Source organism: Streptomyces sp. NPDC058691 (assembly GCF_042714775.1).
In the GTDB taxonomy this organism is placed as follows: domain Bacteria; phylum Actinomycetota; class Actinomycetes; order Streptomycetales; family Streptomycetaceae; genus Actinacidiphila.
In genome coordinates this window covers 25,654-43,908 of record NZ_JBHXSO010000031.1, presented here as the reverse complement: position 1 = coordinate 43,908, position 18,255 = coordinate 25,654, and the positions used below count along the sequence as shown (strand labels likewise).

Genomic DNA, 18,255 nt, shown 5'->3' with positions numbered 1-18,255 from the left:
GCCATCCCGCCGCCGGTCGACGCTGCCGGAGGTGCCCGTATGAGCCCAGACAACGCAGTGGAAGCCGCCCCGAACGCCGAGGGACGCAGGCGCATCCCGCGGGCGGCGGACCTGCGCCGGCTGGGGCGTGCGGCCCTGCTCGGTCCCGGCGGCCGGGGGCGCGTGCCGGACGCGATCGAGCACATCGCCAAAGTGCACCGCCTGCGGCATCCCGGCGCCGACCTCGCCATCCTGCGCAAGGCGTACGAACTCGCCGAGTCCTCGCACCGCGGCCAGATGCGCAAGAGCGGCGAGCCGTACATCACGCACCCGCTGGCCGTGACCCTGATCCTGGCCGAACTCGGCGCCGAGACCACGACCCTGACGGCATCGCTCCTCCATGACACCGTCGAGGACACCGATGTGACGCTGGATCAGGTACGCGAGGAGTTCGGCGAGGAGGTGCGCTTCCTCGTCGACGGGGTCACCAAGCTGGAGAAGGTGGACTACGGCGCCGCCGCCGAGCCCGAGACCTTCCGCAAGATGCTGGTCGCCACCGGCAACGATGTCCGCGTGATGTCGATCAAGCTCGCCGACCGGCTGCACAACATGCGCACCCTCGGTGTCATGCGCCCCGAGAAGCAGGCCCGCATCGCCAAGGTGACCCGTGACGTCCTCATCCCGCTCGCCGAACGCCTCGGCGTCCAGGCGCTGAAGACCGAGCTGGAGGACCTGGTCTTCGCCATCCTGCACCCCGAGGAGTACAGCCGCACCACCGACCTGATCCTCGAACACGCCGCCCTCCCGGACCCGTTGTACGCCGTGGCGGGGGACGTGCGCCGGGTGCTGCGGGACGCCGGCATCGGCGCCGAGGTCGACGTCCGGCCGCGGCACGTGGTGTCGGTGCACCGGGTGGGGCTCAAGCGCGGCGGCGCGCAGCCCGGCGGCAGCGACTTCGGCCGTGTGCTGATCCAGGTCACCGAGGACGCCGACTGCTACGCCGTCCTCGGCGAACTGCACACCTGCTTCACCCCCGTCGTCGCGGAGTTCAAGGACTTCATCGCCGCCCCGAAGTTCAACCTCTACCAGTCGCTGCACACCGCGATCCGCGGCGCCGACGGCCGGGTCGCCGAAGTCCTCATCCGCACCCGGCAGATGCACCTCGTCGCCGAGGCCGGCGTCATCGCGCTCGGCAATCCGTACACGGCCGGCGAGGCCCCCGAAGGCGCCGAGGGCGAGCGCGTCGACCCGACCCGGCCCGGCTGGCTCGCCCGGCTGCTGGACTGGCAGCGCGACGCCCCCGACCCGGACTTCTTCTGGAGCACCCTGCGCGACGAGCTCGCCCAGGACCGGGAGATCACCGTCTTCTCCGCCGACGGCGGCACGGTGGGCCTGCCGGACGGCGCCACGTGCACCGACGCGGCCTACGCCCTGCACGGCGAAGCCGCCCACGCCGTCGTCGGCGCGCGGGTCAACGGCCGGCTCGCGCCGTTGCGCACCCCCCTCAAGGACGGCGACACCCTGCAACTGCTGATGGCCCACGACGCGGACGGGGAAGCCTCCGGACCGTCGCCGGACTGGCTGGAGCACGCGCGCACCCCCGCCGCCCGCATCGCCATCAGCCGGTGGCTGGAGGCCCACCCGGCGGCCGGCGCCGAGGAGCAGCCGGCCACGCCCACCGTCCGCACCGCCGCTACGGCCACGCGCAGGACGGCCGCCCCCCTCGCCGACGCCGCGGACACCGCCGACACCGACCCGCCCGGCGGCACCGTGCGCATGGCCCGCTGCTGCACGCCCGTGCCGCCCGACGGGATCACCGGCTTCGTCATCCGCGGCGGCACCGTGGCCGTGCACCGCGCCGGCTGCCCGGTCGGCGCCCGCATGGCCGCCTCCGGCCGCGCCCCGGTCGCCGTCCGCTGGCGCCACGACGCACCCGGCGCGGGTCACCGCGCCACGCTCTACGCCGAGGCGCTGGGCCGCCCGCGGCTGCTCGCCGACCTGACCGAGGTCATCGCCGGACAGGGCGTCGCCATCGTCTTCGCCGCCGTGGAGCCCCCGCAGGAGCACCGGGTACGTCACACGTACACCGTGGAACTGCCCGACCCGGGATCGCTGGCCGCCCTGATGCGCGCGATGCGCGCGGTGCCCGGCGTGTACGACGTGTACCGCGCCCAGGGCACCGAGGCCACCCCGCAGGTCTGAGGAGTACCCGATCGGGTGGGGTGCTGACGCGCCGCCACCTGCGCGACCCGGTGCGCTGATACCGATGTCCCATGATCGGATCCTTTGCGCGCCGCGGCGCCCTCACCGCGGCCGCGGTGATCGCGCTCACTGCGGCGGGACTGCCCGGCGGCGACTCGACCTCCGCCGGTATCGGCGACCGGCTCTACCCCGAGCTCGGCAACCCCGGGTACGACGTCCACGACTACGACATCTCGCTGACCTACCACGGGAACGACCGGCCGCTCAGCGCCGTGACCCGTATCGACGCGCTCGCCACCGACACCCTGGACAGCTTCCACCTGGACTTCGCCCGGGGCACCGTGAGCTCGGTCGAGGTCAACCAGCAGCCCGCCCGGTTCACCACCGTGCGCGAGGAACTGGTCGTCACCCCGTTCGTCCCCGTCCCCGAGGGCGGCCGGATGGAGATCACCGTCGTCCACACCAGCGACCCCACCACCAAGGGCGACACCGGCTGGATCCGCACCAGGGACGGCCTGGTCATGGCCAACCAGGCCAGTGCCGCCCACACGGTCTTCCCCTGCAACGACCATCCCTCGGACAAGGCGCGGTTCGTCTTCCACGTCACCGCCCGCAAGGACCTCACGGTCGTCGCCAACGGCCTGCCCGAGCCCTCCCTCACCCGGGGCGCCGCCACCACGTGGACCTATCGCACGGCGCACCCCATGGCCACCGAGCTCGCCCAGATCTCCATCGGGCACAGCGCCGTCCTGCACCGCACGGGGCCCGGCGGACTGCCACTGCGCGACGTCCTGGACGCCGCCGACCCGGACCGCGGGGCGCTGGAGAAGCGGCTGGCGCAGACCTCCGACCAGCTCGCGTGGATGGAGGAGCAGGTCGGCCCGTTCCCCTTCGAGGCGTACGGCATCCTCAGCGTCAACACGGTCACGGGGTTCGAGCTGGAGACGCAGACCCTCTCGCTCTTCGAGCGCCGCGTCCTGCTGGCCCGGGAGGCGGACGCCGCGCCGGTCATGGTGCACGAACTGGCCCACCAGTGGTTCGGCGACAGCGTGAGCCCCGCGACCTGGTCCGACCTGTGGCTGAACGAGGGCCACGCCACCTGGTACCAGTGGCGCTACGGCGCCGAGAAGTACCACGAGTACACCCTGGACAAGCTGGCCAGGAGCGCCTACGAGATCGACGGCGAACTGCGCCGGGCCGGCGGTCCGCCCGCCCACCCGCTCGTGCCGGGCGACCCCGGAGCCCAGGCCAAGCTGAGCATCTTCCGCGGCAACGTCTACTTCGGTGGCGCACTGGCCCTGTACGCGCTCCGTCAGGAGATGGGCGCCGACGTCTTCCAGGAACTGGAGCGCGCCTGGGTCACCCGGCACCGCGACGGCGTCGCCTCGACCGCGGACTTCATCGCCCTTGCCTCCGAGACCGCCGGCCGCGACCTCGGCCCCTTCCTGCGGGCCTGGCTGTACGGACCCACCACACCGCCCATGCCGGGCCACCCCGACTGGAAGCCGGCGGCCGTGAAGCCGGGACCCCAGGCCGGCCCGCACGCCGAGTCCCACGGCCAGTCCCACGGTCACTCCCACGGCGGACACCACGGGACCCCGCACGGCGGGCACCGCTCCGGGCAGCCGGTGCCCGTGCCCGCGCCCGCGAAAGTCGCGTGACCGGGCGGCGACCGGCGTGCGACCATCTAGGTACGGCGACGGCGAAGCGGCCGCCCGGGGAATCTCCCGGATCCGCTGAACGTTGTCAGCTGTGCGCGAGGCGTGAGCGCCACGCGCGTCGATTCCTCTCCGAGCAAAGGATCCAATGACCTCCTCCTCTTCTTCCTCTTCGAGCTCTGCAAACAGCCGCCAGCGCCTCCCCGAGAGCCTTCGGGCCGACGCCCTGATGGAAGAGGACGTCGCCTGGAGTCACGAGATCGACGGGGAGCGTGACGGCGAGCAGTTCGACCGTTCCGAACGAGCCTCCCTGCGCCGTGTGGCGGGTCTGTCCACCGAGCTGGAGGACATCACCGAGGTCGAGTACCGGCAGCTCCGCCTGGAGCGGGTCGTGCTCGTCGGTGTCTGGACGGACGGCACCGTCCGCGACGCGGAGAACTCCCTCGCGGAGCTCGCCGCCCTCGCCGAGACCGCGGGCGCCCTCGTCCTCGACGGTGTCATCCAGCGCCGCGACAAGCCGGACCCGGCCACCTACATCGGCTCCGGCAAGGCGCAGGAACTGCGTGACATCGTGATGGAGAGCGGCGCCGACACCGTGGTCTGCGACGGTGAGCTCAGCCCCGGCCAGCTCATCCATCTGGAAGACGTCGTCAAGGTCAAGGTGGTCGACCGGACCGCGCTGATCCTCGACATCTTCGCCCAGCACGCCAAGAGCCGTGAGGGCAAGGCCCAGGTCTCGCTCGCGCAGATGCAGTACATGCTGCCGCGACTGCGCGGATGGGGTCAGTCCCTGTCCCGGCAGATGGGTGGCGGTGGCTCCGGCTCCTCGGGCGGCGGCATGGCCACCCGTGGTCCCGGTGAGACCAAGATCGAGACCGACCGGCGGCGCATCCGCGAGAAGATGGCCAAGATGCGCCGGGAGATCGCGGAGATGAAGACCAGCCGCGACCTCAAGCGCCAGGAGCGCAAGCGCCACAAGGTGCCCTCGGTGGCGATCGCCGGCTACACCAACGCCGGCAAGTCCTCGCTCCTCAACCGGCTCACCGGTGCGGGCGTCCTGGTGGAGAACGCGCTGTTCGCCACCCTGGACCCGACCGTGCGCCGGGCGGAGACCCCGAGCGGCCGCCTCTACACCCTGGCCGACACCGTGGGTTTTGTGCGGCATCTGCCGCACCACCTGGTCGAGGCCTTCCGCTCCACCATGGAGGAGGTCGCCGACGCCGACCTCATCGTGCACGTGGTGGACGGCTCGCACCCGAACCCGGACGAGCAGCTCGCGGCGGTCCGCGAGGTCTTCCGCGATGTCGGCGCGCTGGACGTGCCCGAGATCGTGGTGATCAACAAGGCCGACGCGGCCGACCCCGTGGTGCTGCAGTCGCTGCTGCGCCGCGAGAAGCACTCCATCGCGGTGTCCGCCCGCACCGGGCGCGGCATCCAGGAGCTGCTGGCGATGATCGACGACGAGCTCCCGCGGCCCGCCGTCGAGATCGAGGCCCTGGTGCCGTACACCCGCGGCGCACTCGTCGCCCGGGTGCACTCCGACGGTGAGGTGCTCTCCGAGGAGCACACCGGCGACGGCACGCTGCTCAAGGCCCGCGTCCACGACGAGCTGGCGGCGGAACTGGAGCCGTTCGCGCTTGCCGCGCGCCGCTAGGCGACCGGGTACCGAACACACCGCAGGGCCCGCCCCCTCCATGGGGGCGGGCCCTGCGGCGTGTTCTTCTTCGGGCGTTATTCGCGCACGCTGTCGAAGACCGACTCGGCCTCGGATCCCAGGTGCGGTCCGGCCAGCCACCGGGGGCTGTCCTGCGGGCCGATCGAGGTGTTGCTGACCAGGGCCAGCGTGCCGTCGGGCTCCTTGGCGAACCAGCCGCCGCCGGAGGCACCGGCCGTCATGGTGCAGCCGAGCCAGTGCATGGTCGGCGCCCCCTTGAGCAGTGCCAGCCGGACCGGGTCGCCCGCGCAGTGGTACTGCTGGTAGCCGAAGCCGTCGAAGGGCGCCGCCGCGGGGTAGCCGCGGATGTCCATGGAGTCGATGCCGGCCGAGGTGGGCGCGTCGAACCAGACCGGCACGGAGGCGCCGACCGTCTCCTCCAGGGACCTGGTGGAGTCCGGGTTGGTCACCTTCAGCACCGCGAAGTCGTAGGGGTAGGCCGAGCTGGTCTCCGAGGACTCCCCGCCCCCGTCGATCCACTGCTGCGAGGTGCCGGCCTTCGTCGCCCACCAGGTGCCGTACGGGGCGAGCTGCTCCTTGGTGGCGCTCTGCAGTGCCCCGCCGCTCAGGCCCCGGTCGTTGAAGGAGGGCACGAAGACGATGTTGCGGTACCAGCCGCCCGCGGCGCCCGCGTGCACGCAGTGGCCGGCCGTCCACACCAGATTGCTCTTCCCGGGGTTCGCCGGGTCGCTCACCACGGTCGCCGAGCAGACCGCCTGGCCGTCGGGCATGTCGAAGAGCAGCTTGCCCGTCGCCGGCGAGGCGTCGTGGAACGGGGTCGACAGCCGCTGCGCCCTGATCGCGGCGGGCTCGGGGTCGGTGGTGCCGTCGTCCGCCTGCCGGACGTCGGCCGTCTGCTCGTCGTCCGGGGTCTCGTCGGCCTTGCGGAGCCGGTCGGCGTCCCAGAGGTCCTTGATGATGGGATTGATGAAGTCGGCCGCGTCACGCAGCCACTTGTCCTTGTCCCAGTCCTTCCAGCCGCCGTTCTTCAGCGCGTCGGCCCACTTGTCCAGGTCGTCGAGGCTGGTGGGAAGGGTGGTGGGAAGGTCGGTGGGCAGCTGCAGCCCGCTGTCGTCGGACGACGCGGTCGCCGTGGGGCTGGGCTTGGCATCCGCGTTGTCGTCGGAGCCGCCGCAGGCGGTCACCGTGACGGCGAGCAACGCGGCCGCGGTCGCCGCCACGGCCAACCGGCTTATCGATGGCATCGGTTGCGATCCCCCTGTTGTGGACATGTTGGCTGCTCGTGGAAGAGCAATGTCCAACTCTGCCCTCCCATGGGCGACGTATGCCCCCTGAAGAGGGACGGCAAGTGCCGCGCGGACGGTTCCGCCGTGAGATCTCCGGCACAGGCAGTTGCCGTGTGCGCGTGCGGTCGTTGGTAGCTCCGGGGGCGCAGCACCCGACACCGAGGAGTGAGCACGTGGCCGCCATGCCGAGCGCACCGGGCCGACTGGCGGTGCACGAGGACGACTTCGGCGACGCCGAGGGCATCCTGCGACGGCAGTCGCTGCGCGAGTCGGCGGCGCGTACCTACGCCCGCTCGCTGCCCGTCGTGCCCGTGCGCGCCCACGGGATGACCATCGAGGCCGCCGACGGCCGCCGTTACCTCGACTGCCTCTCCGGCGCCGGCACTCTCGCCCTCGGTCACAATCACCCGGTCGTCCTGGAGGCGATCCGCGCCGTCCTCGACTCCGGCGCCCCGCTGCACGTGCTGGATCTCGCCACACCCGTCAAGGACGCCTTCACCACCGCCCTGTTCGAGACGCTGCCCCGCGAACTCGCCGAACACGGCAAAGTGCAGTTCTGCGGCCCGGCCGGCACGGACGCCGTCGAGGCCGCACTCAAGCTCGTGCGCACCGCCACCGGCCGCGACGGCCTGCTCGCGTTCTCCGGCGGCTACCACGGCATGACGGCCGCCGCTCTGGCCGTCACCGGCGACACCGCGGTACGGGGCGCGGCGGGCGGCGCCGCGGACGCCCGCGTCACCCGGCTCCCGTACCCGTACGACTACCGCTGCCCGTTCGGGATCGGCGGGGAGCAGGGCGCGGAGCTGTCGGCCCGGCTGACGGAGAGTCTGCTCGACGACCCCAAGGGCGGCGTTCAGCCGCCCGCCGGGATGCTCCTCGAACCGGTCCAGGGCGAGGGAGGCGTCATCCCCGCCCCCGACGCCTGGCTGCGCCGCATGCGCGCCGTCACCCGGGCGCGCGGCATCCCGCTCATCGCCGACGAGGTGCAGACCGGCGTCGGCCGGACCGGGGCCTTCTGGGCCGTGGAGCACAGCGGCGTCGTACCGGATGTGATGGTGCTGGCCAAGGCCATCGGCGGCAGTCTGCCGCTGGCCGTCGTCGTCTACCGCGAGGAACTCGACGTCTGGCAGCCCGGCGCCCACGCCGGGACCTTCCGCGGCAACCAGCTCGCCATGGCCGCGGGTACCGCCACCCTCACCCACGTCCGCCGCGAAGGCCTCGCGGCCCGCGCCGCCGTCCTGGGCGCCCGCATGCTCGCCCGGCTGCGCGACCTGGCGGCGGCCCACCCATGCGTGGGGGACGTCCGCGGCCGCGGCCTCATGCTCGGCCTCGAACTCGTCGACCCCGAGGCGGTCCCCACCGTCCACGGAGTCCCGCGGACCGCACCCCGACTCGCCGCCGCCGTCCGCCGTGCCGCCCTCGACCGCGGGCTCATCGTCGAACTCGGCGGACGTGACGCGAGCGTCGTGCGCCTGCTGCCCCCGCTCACCATGACGGACGAGCAGTCCGAGGCCGTCCTCGACCGCCTGGCCGACGCCCTGGCGGCGGCCGCCGCGAGCCGGCCGTGAAGCCCTTCACGGCCCCGGATGCCGGCACCGCGCGCCACCCCGCCGACCCCTCAGGAGCCATCCCATGACCGCACGCCCCGCCGTCGGGACCCCGGCGACGGTCCCCCCGCAGGTCCGGCACGAGGAGTCCGACGACCCCTACGCGGCCGCCGACGCAGCCGGCACCGAGGCCCTACTGCGGTGCTGGGCACGGGAGACGGCCCTGCCGGCGCCGCAGGGCGACACCTTGTGCGTGCCGCTGCCCGCGACCGGTACCGAACTGCGGGTGCCGGTCCGCCACTGGTCGCCCACCGGCCATCACCGCTTCGGCTCCGCGCGCCTCGCCGCCGGAGGCCAGGCGGTGGGCGCCGTGACCCTGGCCGCCCTGCTCGCACGGGAGGCGGCCGTACCGGGGCCGGACGGCGCCGACCTGGTGGCTCGGGTCGCGGACTCCGTCCGCCGGACGGCGTCGATCATCGCCGAGCGCCGTGCCCGTCCGGCCGCGCCGCCCGGCACGATCCCGTTCCTCGACGCCGAGCAGGCCCTCGTCCTCGGCCACCCCCTGCATCCCACGCCGAAGAGCCGCGAAGGACTGACCGAAGCCGAATCGGCCGCCTACGCACCCGAACAGCGTGGGTCCTTCGCCCTCCACTGGGCCGCGGTGGACCGCGCGGTCCTGGCCGAGGACTCCGCGTGGACCGAGCGCGGGCGCACCGTGCCGGCCGTCCGCCTGATGGCCGGCCTGGCGGGCCCCGACGTCGTCCGGCGGCTCCCGCCCGGCACCGTGCCGCTGCCGCTGCACCCCTGGCAGGCCCGCGACCTGGCGCACCGGCCCGCGGTACGGGCCCTGCTGGAGGCGGGCCTCCTGCACGACCTCGGCGCATCAGGCGAGCCGTGGCACCCGACGTCCTCGGTGCGGACGGTCCTGCGGCCCGGCGCGGCCGCGATGCTCAAGCTCTCCCTCGCCGTACGCATCACCAACTCCCGCCGCGAGAACCTCCGCAAGGAACTCCACCGGGGTGTCGAGGTGCACCGCCTGCTGCGGGCCGGCCTCGCCGAGCGCTGGCACTTGGCCCACCCGGGCTTCGACATCGTCCGCGACCCGGCCTGGCTCGCCGTCGACGCCCCGGACGACGGCGCCCCCGTCCGGGGTCTCGACGTCGTCGTACGGCACAACCCCTTCGGCCCCGCCGACGCCGTGACCTGCCTCGCCGGCCTCACCGCGCCGCGGCCCGCGCCCGACGGGGGACCGGGCATGCCCTCGCGCCTCGCCGAACTCGTCGGGGGGCTGGCGGCGCGCAGCGGACGGCCCTCGGCGGCGGTGTCGGCCGAGTGGTTCCTGCGCTACCTCGACGCGGTCGTGCGCCCGGTGCTGTGGCTCGACGGCGAGGCGGGCATCGCCCTGGAAGCCCACCAGCAGAACACCCTCGTCGTGCTGGACGCCCACGGCTGGCCGGCCGGCGGCCGCTACCGCGACAACCAGGGCTACTACTTCCGCGAGAACGCCCGCACCGCCCTGGAGGCGCGGCTGCCCGGCGTCGGAGCCGCGAGCGACACCTTCGTCCCCGACGACGTCGCCGACGAGCGCCTCGCCTACTACCTCGGCATCAACAACGTCCTCGGACTGATCGGGGCCCTCGGCTCCCAGCGCCTGGCCGACGAGCGCGTGCTGCTGGCCGCCTTCCGCAGCTTCCTCGGCAAGGCCGCCGCCGGCGGCCGATCCACGCTGCCGGAACACCTGCTGGAGGCACCAGAACTGCGCTGCAAGGCCAATCTGCTCACCCGGCTGCACGGCCTGGACGAACTCGTCGGCCCCGTCGACACCCAATCCGTGTACGTCACCGTTCCCAACCCCCTCCGCGCCTGACCGCGGGAGGCCACGAAGAGAGGAGGCCGCAGCCGCCATGACGGCCGCCGACTCCAACACCCACGCCGGTCGCACCGGCCGCACCGCCACCCCGCAGGACCCGGCGGCCGCGGACGCCCCCGTCCCCTCGGGCGCCCCGGGTCCGGACGACACCCTGGACCTCGAACTGCCCGCCGAGCTCCGCGCCCTCTTCGCGGAGGACGTCACCGCCGACGACCGCGCGGGCCGCCCCGCAGCCCTCGACGACCTCCTCGACGGGGTCGCCGACTGGGGCCCGGTGGACACCCCGGCCGGCACCTTCCACCTCGTCCCCGCCCGGCCCGAGCGCGACCTCCCGGTGGTCAGCCACTGGATGAACGACCCCGCCGTCGCCGCGTTCTGGCAGCTCTCGGGCGCTCCGGCGGTCGCCGAGCGCCATCTGCGCGCCCAGCTCGACGGCGACGGGCGCAGCGTGCCGTGCATCGGCGTGCTCGACGGCGTCCCCATGAGCTACTGGGAGATCTACCGGGCCGACCTGGACCCGCTCGCCCGCTACTACCCGGCCCGCCCCCACGACACCGGGCTCCACCTGCTCATCGGCCGCGTCTCCGACCGCGCCCGCGGCCTCGGCGGCGTGCTGCTGCGCGCCGTCGCCGACCACGTCCTGGAGCACCGCCCGGGCTGCGCCCGCGTGGTCGCGGAGCCCGACCTGCGCAACACCCCCTCGGTGGCCGCCTTCCTCGCCGCGGGGTTCCGGTTCTCGGCTGAGGTGGAGATGCCCGGCAAGCGGGCCGCCCTGCTCATCCGCGACCGCGCCCTGCGGCACGTCCTCTGAGGGCGACGGACGCGGGGCGCCGGGCACCGGCACATTCGTCACCGTCCGCGTTGTCGGTGCCGCCCCGTAGGGTGGTCCCGCTATGACACAGCCCGCGAAGCCCGCCCTCACCGACCTCCTCCACGCCGCCGTCACCGCGGTCGGCGGCGTGGAGCGACCCGGCCAGGTCACCATGGCCGAAGCCGTAGCCGAAGCCGTCGACGACGGCTCCCACCTGCTGGTCCAGGCCGGCACCGGCACCGGCAAGTCCCTCGGCTACCTGGTGCCCGCCCTGGCGCACGGGGAGCGCGTGGTCGTCGCCACGGCCACCCTGGCGCTGCAGCGCCAGCTCGTGGAACGCGACCTGCCGCGCACCGTGACCGCGCTCCAGCCGCTGCTGCGGCGGGAGCCGCAGTTCGCGATGCTCAAGGGGCGGTCGAACTATCTGTGCCTGCACCGGCTCCACGAGGGCGTACCGCGGGAGGAGGACACGGGAGAGGCCGGTCTCTTCGACCAGTTCGAGGCCGCGGCGCCGACCAGCAAGCTGGGCCAGGACCTGCTGCGGCTGCGGGACTGGTCGGACGAGACCGAGACCGGCGACCGGGACGACCTCACCCCGGGCGTCTCCGACCGGGCCTGGCAGCAGGTGGCCGTCACCTCCCGGGAGTGCCTGGGCGCCTCCCGCTGCGCGTACGGCGCCGAGTGCTTCGCCGAGGCGGCCCGCGAGCGCGCCAAACTGGCCGATGTCGTGGTCACCAACCACGCGCTCCTGGCGATCGACGCCCTCGAAGGCGCGCCGGTCCTGCCCTCCCACGAGGTGCTGATCGTCGACGAGGCCCATGAGCTGGTCTCGCGGGTCACCGGCGTCGCCACCGGCGAACTCGCCCCCGGCCGGGTCAACCGCACCGTCAGGCTGGCCGCCAAGCTGGTCAACGAGAAGGCCGCGGACGCGCTGATGAGTGCCTCCGAGGGCTTCGAGCGGCTGATGGAACTGGCCCTCCCCGGGCGGCTGGAGGAGTTGCCGGAGGATCTGCGCTACGCCCTGATGGCGCTGCGCGACGCCTGCCGGCTGGTCATCACCTCGCTGGGCGAGACGCGCGACCGCTCCGTTCAGGACGAGGACGCCGTCCGCAAGATGGCGCTCGCCTCGGCCGAGAACGTCCACGAGGTCGCCGAGCGCATCGTCGAGGGCTCCGAGTGGGACGTGGTCTGGTACGAGCGGCACGACCGGTTCGGCGCCTCGCTGCGGGTCGCCCCGCTGAGCGTGTCCGGGCTGCTGCGCGAGAAGCTGTTCACCGAGCGCTCCGTCGTGCTGACCTCGGCCACTCTGCGCCTGGGCGGCGACTTCAACGGCGTCGCGGCTTCCCTCGGCCTCCCGCCGGAGGGCACCGTGGCCGCGGATGGCGAGGACGAACTCCCGGCCTGGAAGGGCCTCGACGTCGGCTCGCCCTTCGACTACCCCAAGCAGGGCATCCTCTACGTCGCCCGCCATCTGTCCCAGCCCGGCCGTGACGGCGGCCGCGAGGACATGCTGGACGAACTGACCGAGCTCATCGAGGCCGCCGGGGGCCGCACCCTCGGGCTGTTCTCCTCGATGCGCGCGGCGCAGGCCGCCGCCGAGGCGCTGCGCGGCCGTATCGACCACCCGATCCTGCTCCAGGGGGAGGAGACGCTGGGCGAGCTGATCCGCCGCTTCTCCGCCGACCCCGGCACCTGCCTGTTCGGCACGCTCTCGCTCTGGCAGGGCGTGGATGTGCCGGGTGACAGCTGCCAGCTGGTGGTGATGGACCGGATTCCCTTCCCCCGTCCGGACGACCCGCTGATGAGCGCGCGTCAGAAGGCGGTGGAGGAGAAGGGCGGCAACGGCTTCATGGCGGTCGCCGCCACACATGCGGCGCTGCTGATGGCCCAGGGGGCCGGCCGCCTGGTGCGCGCGGCCGGGGACCGGGGCGTGGTCGCGGTGCTCGACCCGCGGCTCGCCACGGCCCGCTACGGCGGCTTCATCAAGGCCTCGATGCCGGACTTCTGGCAGACCACGGACCGCAGTCAGGTCCGCAGGTCGCTCGCCGCCATCGACGCGGCCGCGAAGGCCGGCGTGTCCTAAGCCGCCCTCGCCCTCGCATACGCAGACGAGCCCCGGAACCGGCGCAGAGGTTCCGGGGCCCGGTCACGGGCGGGTCGTGGGTCAGACCCGGCGCAGCACCGCCACCACCTTGCCGAGGATGGTCGCCTCGTCGCCCGGGATGGGCTGGTACGCGGAGTTGTGAGGGAGCAGCCACACATGGCCGTCCTCGCGCTTGAAGCGCTTGACCGTGGCCTCGCCCTCGATCATCGCGGCCACGATGTCGCCGTTCTCGGCGACGGGCTGACGGCGCACCGTCACCCAGTCCCCGTCGCAGATGGCGGCCTCGATCATCGAGTCGCCGACGACCTTGAGCACGAACAGCTCGCCGTCACCCACCAGCTGGCGGGGGAGCGGGAACACGTCCTCGACCGACTCCTCGGCCAGGATCGGGCCACCGGCCGCGATCCGGCCGACCAGCGGCACATAGGACGCCGAGGGCTTGCCCGCGGTGTCGGTCGGCTGCGCCTGCGCGGCGTCGGAGCCGCGCACCTCGTAGGCGCGGGGCCGGTGCGGGTCCCTGCGGAGGAACCCCTTGCGTTCCAGGGCCATCAGCTGATGGGCGACCGACGAGGTGCTCGACAGTCCCACGGCCTGGCCGATCTCCCGCATGGACGGCGGGTATCCACGGCGCTGCACCGAGTCCCTGATGACCTCGATGACCCGGCGTTGCCGGTCGGTCAGTCCGGAACTGTCCGCGCGGATTCCTGGAGGTCGTCCTGGAAGCGCGCGTGCGGGCTTGGTGGTCTCGTCGTTCATCGCATCCATCGGGCGTAGCCGGTCCTGGGGGCGGTCATGGGCGGTCAGTGTGGCGCTGTCGGCGGTGGTGGTCACGGCGGCCCCTCTCGAGATGTTCTCCCTAGTAGGACAACGGTAGTTGCTTTCGAAAGGTTGCGCCAAACACACGTTCGAGTGAATTTCCACAGTTCCGCTGACAAGATCAAGCTGACGATGATATAGATCGAATACGAATTCGATTCTTCCCGGGATTCCCCCGCTCAATCCCCTTCGCGCGGACGGGATTCCGGTCGCCTGCCGCCCCCGCGCCGTACCCCCCGGCCGCCTCTCGCCGCATCCCGCCGTTTCCCGGCCGGTCGGCCCCCGCTTCGGGCGTTCACGCCCCGCGCCCCGGGTTCCATGATGCGCGAGCCGTGACGATGCGTACACCCAGTGTGTCACTTCCGCCCCGCCGCTCCCGGGAGGCGTGGTGTCGCGTAGGCTCCCGTCCCGTCGGCGAGCCGCGACACGCGCTCCGCCGGATTGGTGCACATGACCCCCGGGCCACCAGATCTAGTGGTTGGATAGGGGGCAAGCCCTACAAGTAGTGGTCCCCGGGTCTTCTGGCCCTCCCGGATCGCCTATGCTTGTGGCTGCTTCGCGAGGCCCTCCGGGGTTCCGCGGGTCATGACGTCGTGCGCTCACCGTGGGTGAGGGAGGGAGAGGGAATCGATGCACTGCCCCTTCTGCCGACACCCCGACAGCCGCGTCGTCGACAGCCGGACCACCGATGACGGCACGTCGATCCGCCGTCGCCGGCAGTGTCCCGACTGCGGCCGCCGCTTCACCACCGTGGAAACGGCCTCGCTGATGGTCATCAAACGCAGCGGGGTCACCGAACCCTTCAGTCGTAACAAGGTCATCGCCGGAGTCCGCAAGGCCTGCCAGGGACGCCCCGTCACCGAGGACGCACTCGCCCAGCTCGGGCAGCGCGTCGAGGAGGCGGTGCGGGCCAGGGGCAGCGCGGAGCTGTCGACCCACGACGTCGGCCTGGCCATACTCGGCCCGCTGAAGGACCTGGACCTCGTCGCCTATCTGCGCTTCGCCTCGGTCTACCAGGCCTTCGACTCTCTCGAGGACTTCGAGGCCGCGATCGCCGAGCTGCGCGACCGGAGGTCACCGACCGACACCGGTGAACGGGACCGGGACGGCGCTGTCCCCTCGCCCGTCACCGCCGCCGACTAGGGCCGGCGGACAACTCAGATTTGCCGGGCATCCGCAGGGGTGTTCCGGCCGTGGAACAGCATCGCCGCGGGAAGATCGCGGCGCTTCAAGGCGTTTTAGATGTAATGCCTGTAATGGGAGGCGGCACATGACAGAGACGACGAGCGGCCCGGCACGGGGTTCCCGCGCCAAGTCCGGCAAGGCGGCGGGCGCGGCGGGTACGGCGCATGCCAAGGGTCTGCGTATCGAGCGCATCCACACCACCCCGGGGACGCACCCCTACGACGAGGTGGTCTGGGAGCGTCGTGACGTCGTCATGACCAACTGGCGCGACGGCTCGATCAACTTCGAGCAGCGCGGCGTGGAGTTCCCCGACTCCTGGTCGGTGAACGCGGTCAACATCGTCACCAGCAAGTACTTCCGCGGCGCTGTCGGCACGCCGCAGCGCGAGAGCAGCCTGCGGCAGCTCATCGACCGCGTCGTGAAGACCTACCGCAAGGCCGGCGAGGACAACGGCTACTTCGCGTCGCCCGCCGACGCCGAGATCTTCGACCACGAGCTGACCTGGGCACTGCTCCACCAGGTGTTCAGCTTCAACTCCCCGGTCTGGTTCAACGTGGGCACCGCCCAGCCGCAGCAGGTCTCCGCCTGCTTCATCCTCTCCGTCGACGACTCCATGGAGTCGATCCTCGACTGGTACAAGGAAGAGGGGATGATCTTCAAGGGCGGCTCCGGTGCCGGGCTGAACCTCTCCCGCATCCGCTCCTCCAAGGAGCTGCTCTCCTCCGGCGGCAACGCCTCCGGCCCGGTCTCCTTCATGCGCGGCGCCGACGCCTCCGCCGGCACCATCAAGTCCGGTGGCGCCACCCGCCGCGCCGCCAAGATGGTCGTCCTCGACGTGGACCACCCGGACGTCGAGGCCTTCATCGAGACCAAGGTGAAGGAAGAGGAGAAGATCCGCGCCCTGCGCGACGCGGGCTTCGACATGGACCTGGGCGGCGACGACATCGCGTCCGTCCAGTACCAGAACGCCAACAACTCCGTCCGCGTGAACGAAGAGTTCATGATGGCGTACGAGAACGGCGAGAAGTTCGGCCTGCGCGCCCGGATGACCGGAGAGGTCATCGAGGAGGTCGACGCCAAGGGCCTGTTCCGCAAGCTGGCGGAGGCCGCCTGGGCCTGCGCCGACCCCGGCATCCAGTACGACGACGTCATCAACCACTGGCACACCACGCCGGAGACCGGCCGCATCACCGCGTCCAACCCCTGCAGCGAGTACATGCACCTGGACAACTCGTCCTGCAACCTCGCCTCGCTCAACCTGCTGAAGTTCCTCGACGACGACGGCAAGGGCACCCAGCGCTTCGACGCCGTCCGCTTCGCCAAGGTGGTCGAGCTCGTCATCACCGCGATGGACATCTCCATCTGCTTCGCGGACTTCCCGACCCAGAAGATCGGCGAGACCACCCGCGCCTTCCGCCAGCTGGGCGTCGGCTACGCCAACCTCGGCGCCCTGCTGATGGCGACCGGCCACGCCTACGACTCCGACGGCGGCCGCGCGCTCGCCGGTGCCATCACCTCGCTGATGACCGGCGTCTCCTACAAGCGCTCCGCCGAGCTGGCCGCGGTCGTCGGCCCGTACGACGGCTACGCCCGCAACGCCACCGCCCACAACCGCGTCATGAAGCAGCACTCCGACGCCAACGCCGTCGCCACGCGGGTGGACGACCTGGACACCCCGGTCTGGGCCGCGGCCACCGAGGCCTGGCAGGACGTCCTGCGCCTCGGTGAGAAGAACGGATTCCGCAACGCGCAGGCCTCCCTGCTGGCCCCGACCGGCACCATCGGCCTGATGATGGACTGCGACACCACCGGAATCGAGCCGGACCTCGCCCTGGTCAAGTTCAAGAAGCTGGTCGGCGGCGGTTCCATGCAGATCGTGAACAACACGGTCCCGCAGGCCCTGCACCGCCTCGGCTACCAGCAGGAGCAGATCGAGGCGGTCGTCGCCCACATCGCCGAGCACGGCAGCGTCATCGACGCGCCCGGCCTGAAGCCCGAGCACTACGAGGTCTTCGACTGCGCCATGGGCGAGCGCTCCATCGCGCCGATGGGCCACGTCCGGATGATGGCCGCGACCCAGCCGTTCCTGTCCGGCGCCATCTCCAAGACGGTCAACATGCCGGAGTCGGCGACCGTCGAGGAGATCGAGGAGATCTACTACGAGGGCTGGAAGCTCGGCCTCAAGGCGCTGGCGATCTACCGCGACAACTGCAAGGTCGGCCAGCCGCTCTCGGCCAAGAAGAAGTCCGCCGAGAAGAAGACCGAGGAGACCCAGGCCCCGGCCCCGGCTCCGGCCGCCGTCGAGAAGGTCGTCGAGTACCGCCCGGTCCGCCGCCGGCTCCCCAAGGGCCGTCCCGGCATCACCACCTCCTTCACGGTGGGTGGCGCCGAGGGCTACATGACCGCCAACTCCTACCCGGACGACGGTCTCGGCGAGGTCTTCCTCAAGATGTCCAAGCAGGGTTCCACCCTCGCGGGCATGATGGACGCCTTCTCCATCGCCGTCTCGGTCGGCCTGCAGTACGGCGTGCCGCTGGAGACCTACGTCTCGAAGTTCACCAACATGCGCTTCGAGCCGGCCGGTCTGACCGACGACCCGGACGTGCGGATGGCCCAGTCGATCGTCGACTACATCTTCCGCCGCCTGGCGCTGGACTTCCTGCCCTTCGAGACCCGTTCCGCGCTCGGCATCCACTCCGCCGGGGAGCGCAAGCGCCACCTCGACACCGGCTCCTACGAGCCGACCGCCGAGGAGGTCGACGTCGAGGGCCTGGCCCAGTCCGCCCCGCGCCAGACGGAGGCCCCGCCGGCCAAGCCGGCCGCGGCCCCCGAGGCGGTCGTCACCGAGGCCGCCGCGGTCCCGGCGCCGAAGACCGCGCACAACTCCACCGAACTCCTGGAGATCCAGCTCGGCCTCAACGCCGACGCCCCGCTCTGCTTCTCCTGCGGCACGAAGATGCGCCGCGCGGGCAGCTGCTACCTCTGCGAGGGCTGCGGCTCGACCAGCGGCTGCAGCTGACTGTGACCGACGGTCGTGGGGGGGGGCCCCGGGCGGGGGCAGGGGGGGGGCGGCCCCCGCGGGGGGGGGGGGGGCCCCGGGAGCGGGGGGCCGGGCGGGGGCG

Annotated in this window: 11 protein-coding genes; 9 read left to right on the top strand and 2 right to left on the bottom strand. The window is 72.4% G+C overall.

Annotated elements, in window-relative coordinates; genetic code table 11:
- Window positions 1-39: 39 nt before the first annotated feature.
- The 3 genes from ACFWVC_RS22340 to hflX all read left to right on the top strand — a co-directional run bounded on the left by ACFWVC_RS22340 (window position 40) and on the right by hflX (window position 5,493).
- Window positions 40-2,181: a RelA/SpoT family protein gene (locus ACFWVC_RS22340; RefSeq protein WP_384288630.1), complete on the top strand. Its 2,142-nt coding sequence runs from the start codon at window positions 40-42 to the stop codon at window positions 2,179-2,181.
- Between the two features lie 71 nt (window positions 2,182-2,252).
- A complete protein-coding gene (locus ACFWVC_RS22335; protein ID WP_384288627.1) occupies window positions 2,253-3,842 on the top strand; it encodes a M1 family metallopeptidase in 1,590 nt (529 codons plus the stop codon).
- A 145-nt stretch (window positions 3,843-3,987) separates the two neighbouring features.
- Window positions 3,988-5,493 carry a GTPase HflX gene (hflX, locus tag ACFWVC_RS22330; RefSeq protein ID WP_384288625.1) on the top strand — a complete coding sequence of 502 codons (1,506 nt, stop codon included), beginning with the start codon at window positions 3,988-3,990 and terminating at the stop codon, window positions 5,491-5,493.
- Between the two features lie 77 nt (window positions 5,494-5,570).
- On the opposite strand, the gene ACFWVC_RS22325 is transcribed toward hflX, so the two are convergent.
- Window positions 5,571-6,758 carry a trypsin-like serine peptidase gene (locus tag ACFWVC_RS22325; protein WP_384288623.1) on the bottom strand — a complete coding sequence of 396 codons (1,188 nt, stop codon included), beginning with the start codon at window positions 6,756-6,758 and terminating at the stop codon, window positions 5,571-5,573.
- A gap of 224 nt (window positions 6,759-6,982) precedes the next feature.
- Between ACFWVC_RS22325 and ACFWVC_RS22320 the strand changes: the two genes are divergently transcribed.
- From ACFWVC_RS22320 to ACFWVC_RS22305, 4 genes are all read left to right on the top strand, one after another.
- Window positions 6,983-8,368 carry a diaminobutyrate--2-oxoglutarate transaminase family protein gene (locus tag ACFWVC_RS22320; RefSeq protein WP_384288800.1) on the top strand — a complete coding sequence of 462 codons (1,386 nt, stop codon included), beginning with the start codon at window positions 6,983-6,985 and terminating at the stop codon, window positions 8,366-8,368.
- A 64-nt stretch (window positions 8,369-8,432) separates the two neighbouring features.
- Window positions 8,433-10,214: an IucA/IucC family protein gene (locus tag ACFWVC_RS22315; RefSeq protein ID WP_384288621.1), complete on the top strand. Its 1,782-nt coding sequence runs from the start codon at window positions 8,433-8,435 to the stop codon at window positions 10,212-10,214.
- 37 nt (window positions 10,215-10,251) lie between these two features.
- Window positions 10,252-11,028 carry a GNAT family N-acetyltransferase gene (locus ACFWVC_RS22310; RefSeq protein ID WP_384288618.1) on the top strand — a complete coding sequence of 259 codons (777 nt, stop codon included), beginning with the start codon at window positions 10,252-10,254 and terminating at the stop codon, window positions 11,026-11,028.
- A gap of 82 nt (window positions 11,029-11,110) precedes the next feature.
- On the top strand, window positions 11,111-13,111 hold the full coding sequence (locus ACFWVC_RS22305) for an ATP-dependent DNA helicase (protein ID WP_384288616.1): 2,001 nt from the start codon (window positions 11,111-11,113) through the stop codon (window positions 13,109-13,111).
- A gap of 81 nt (window positions 13,112-13,192) precedes the next feature.
- On the opposite strand, the gene lexA is transcribed toward ACFWVC_RS22305, so the two are convergent.
- Entirely contained in the window at window positions 13,193-13,963 is a 771-nt protein-coding gene (lexA, locus tag ACFWVC_RS22300; RefSeq protein ID WP_319659169.1) for a transcriptional repressor LexA, read from the bottom strand.
- Between the two features lie 615 nt (window positions 13,964-14,578).
- On the opposite strand from lexA, the gene nrdR reads away from it, so the two are divergent.
- Both nrdR and ACFWVC_RS22290 read left to right on the top strand, forming a co-directional pair.
- A complete protein-coding gene (nrdR, locus tag ACFWVC_RS22295) occupies window positions 14,579-15,091 on the top strand; it encodes a transcriptional regulator NrdR (protein WP_384288613.1) in 513 nt (170 codons plus the stop codon).
- 127 nt (window positions 15,092-15,218) lie between these two features.
- Window positions 15,219-18,152, top strand: coding sequence for a vitamin B12-dependent ribonucleotide reductase (locus ACFWVC_RS22290; RefSeq protein WP_384288611.1), 2,934 nt, complete (start codon window positions 15,219-15,221; stop codon window positions 18,150-18,152).
- Window positions 18,153-18,255 lie beyond the last annotated feature (103 nt).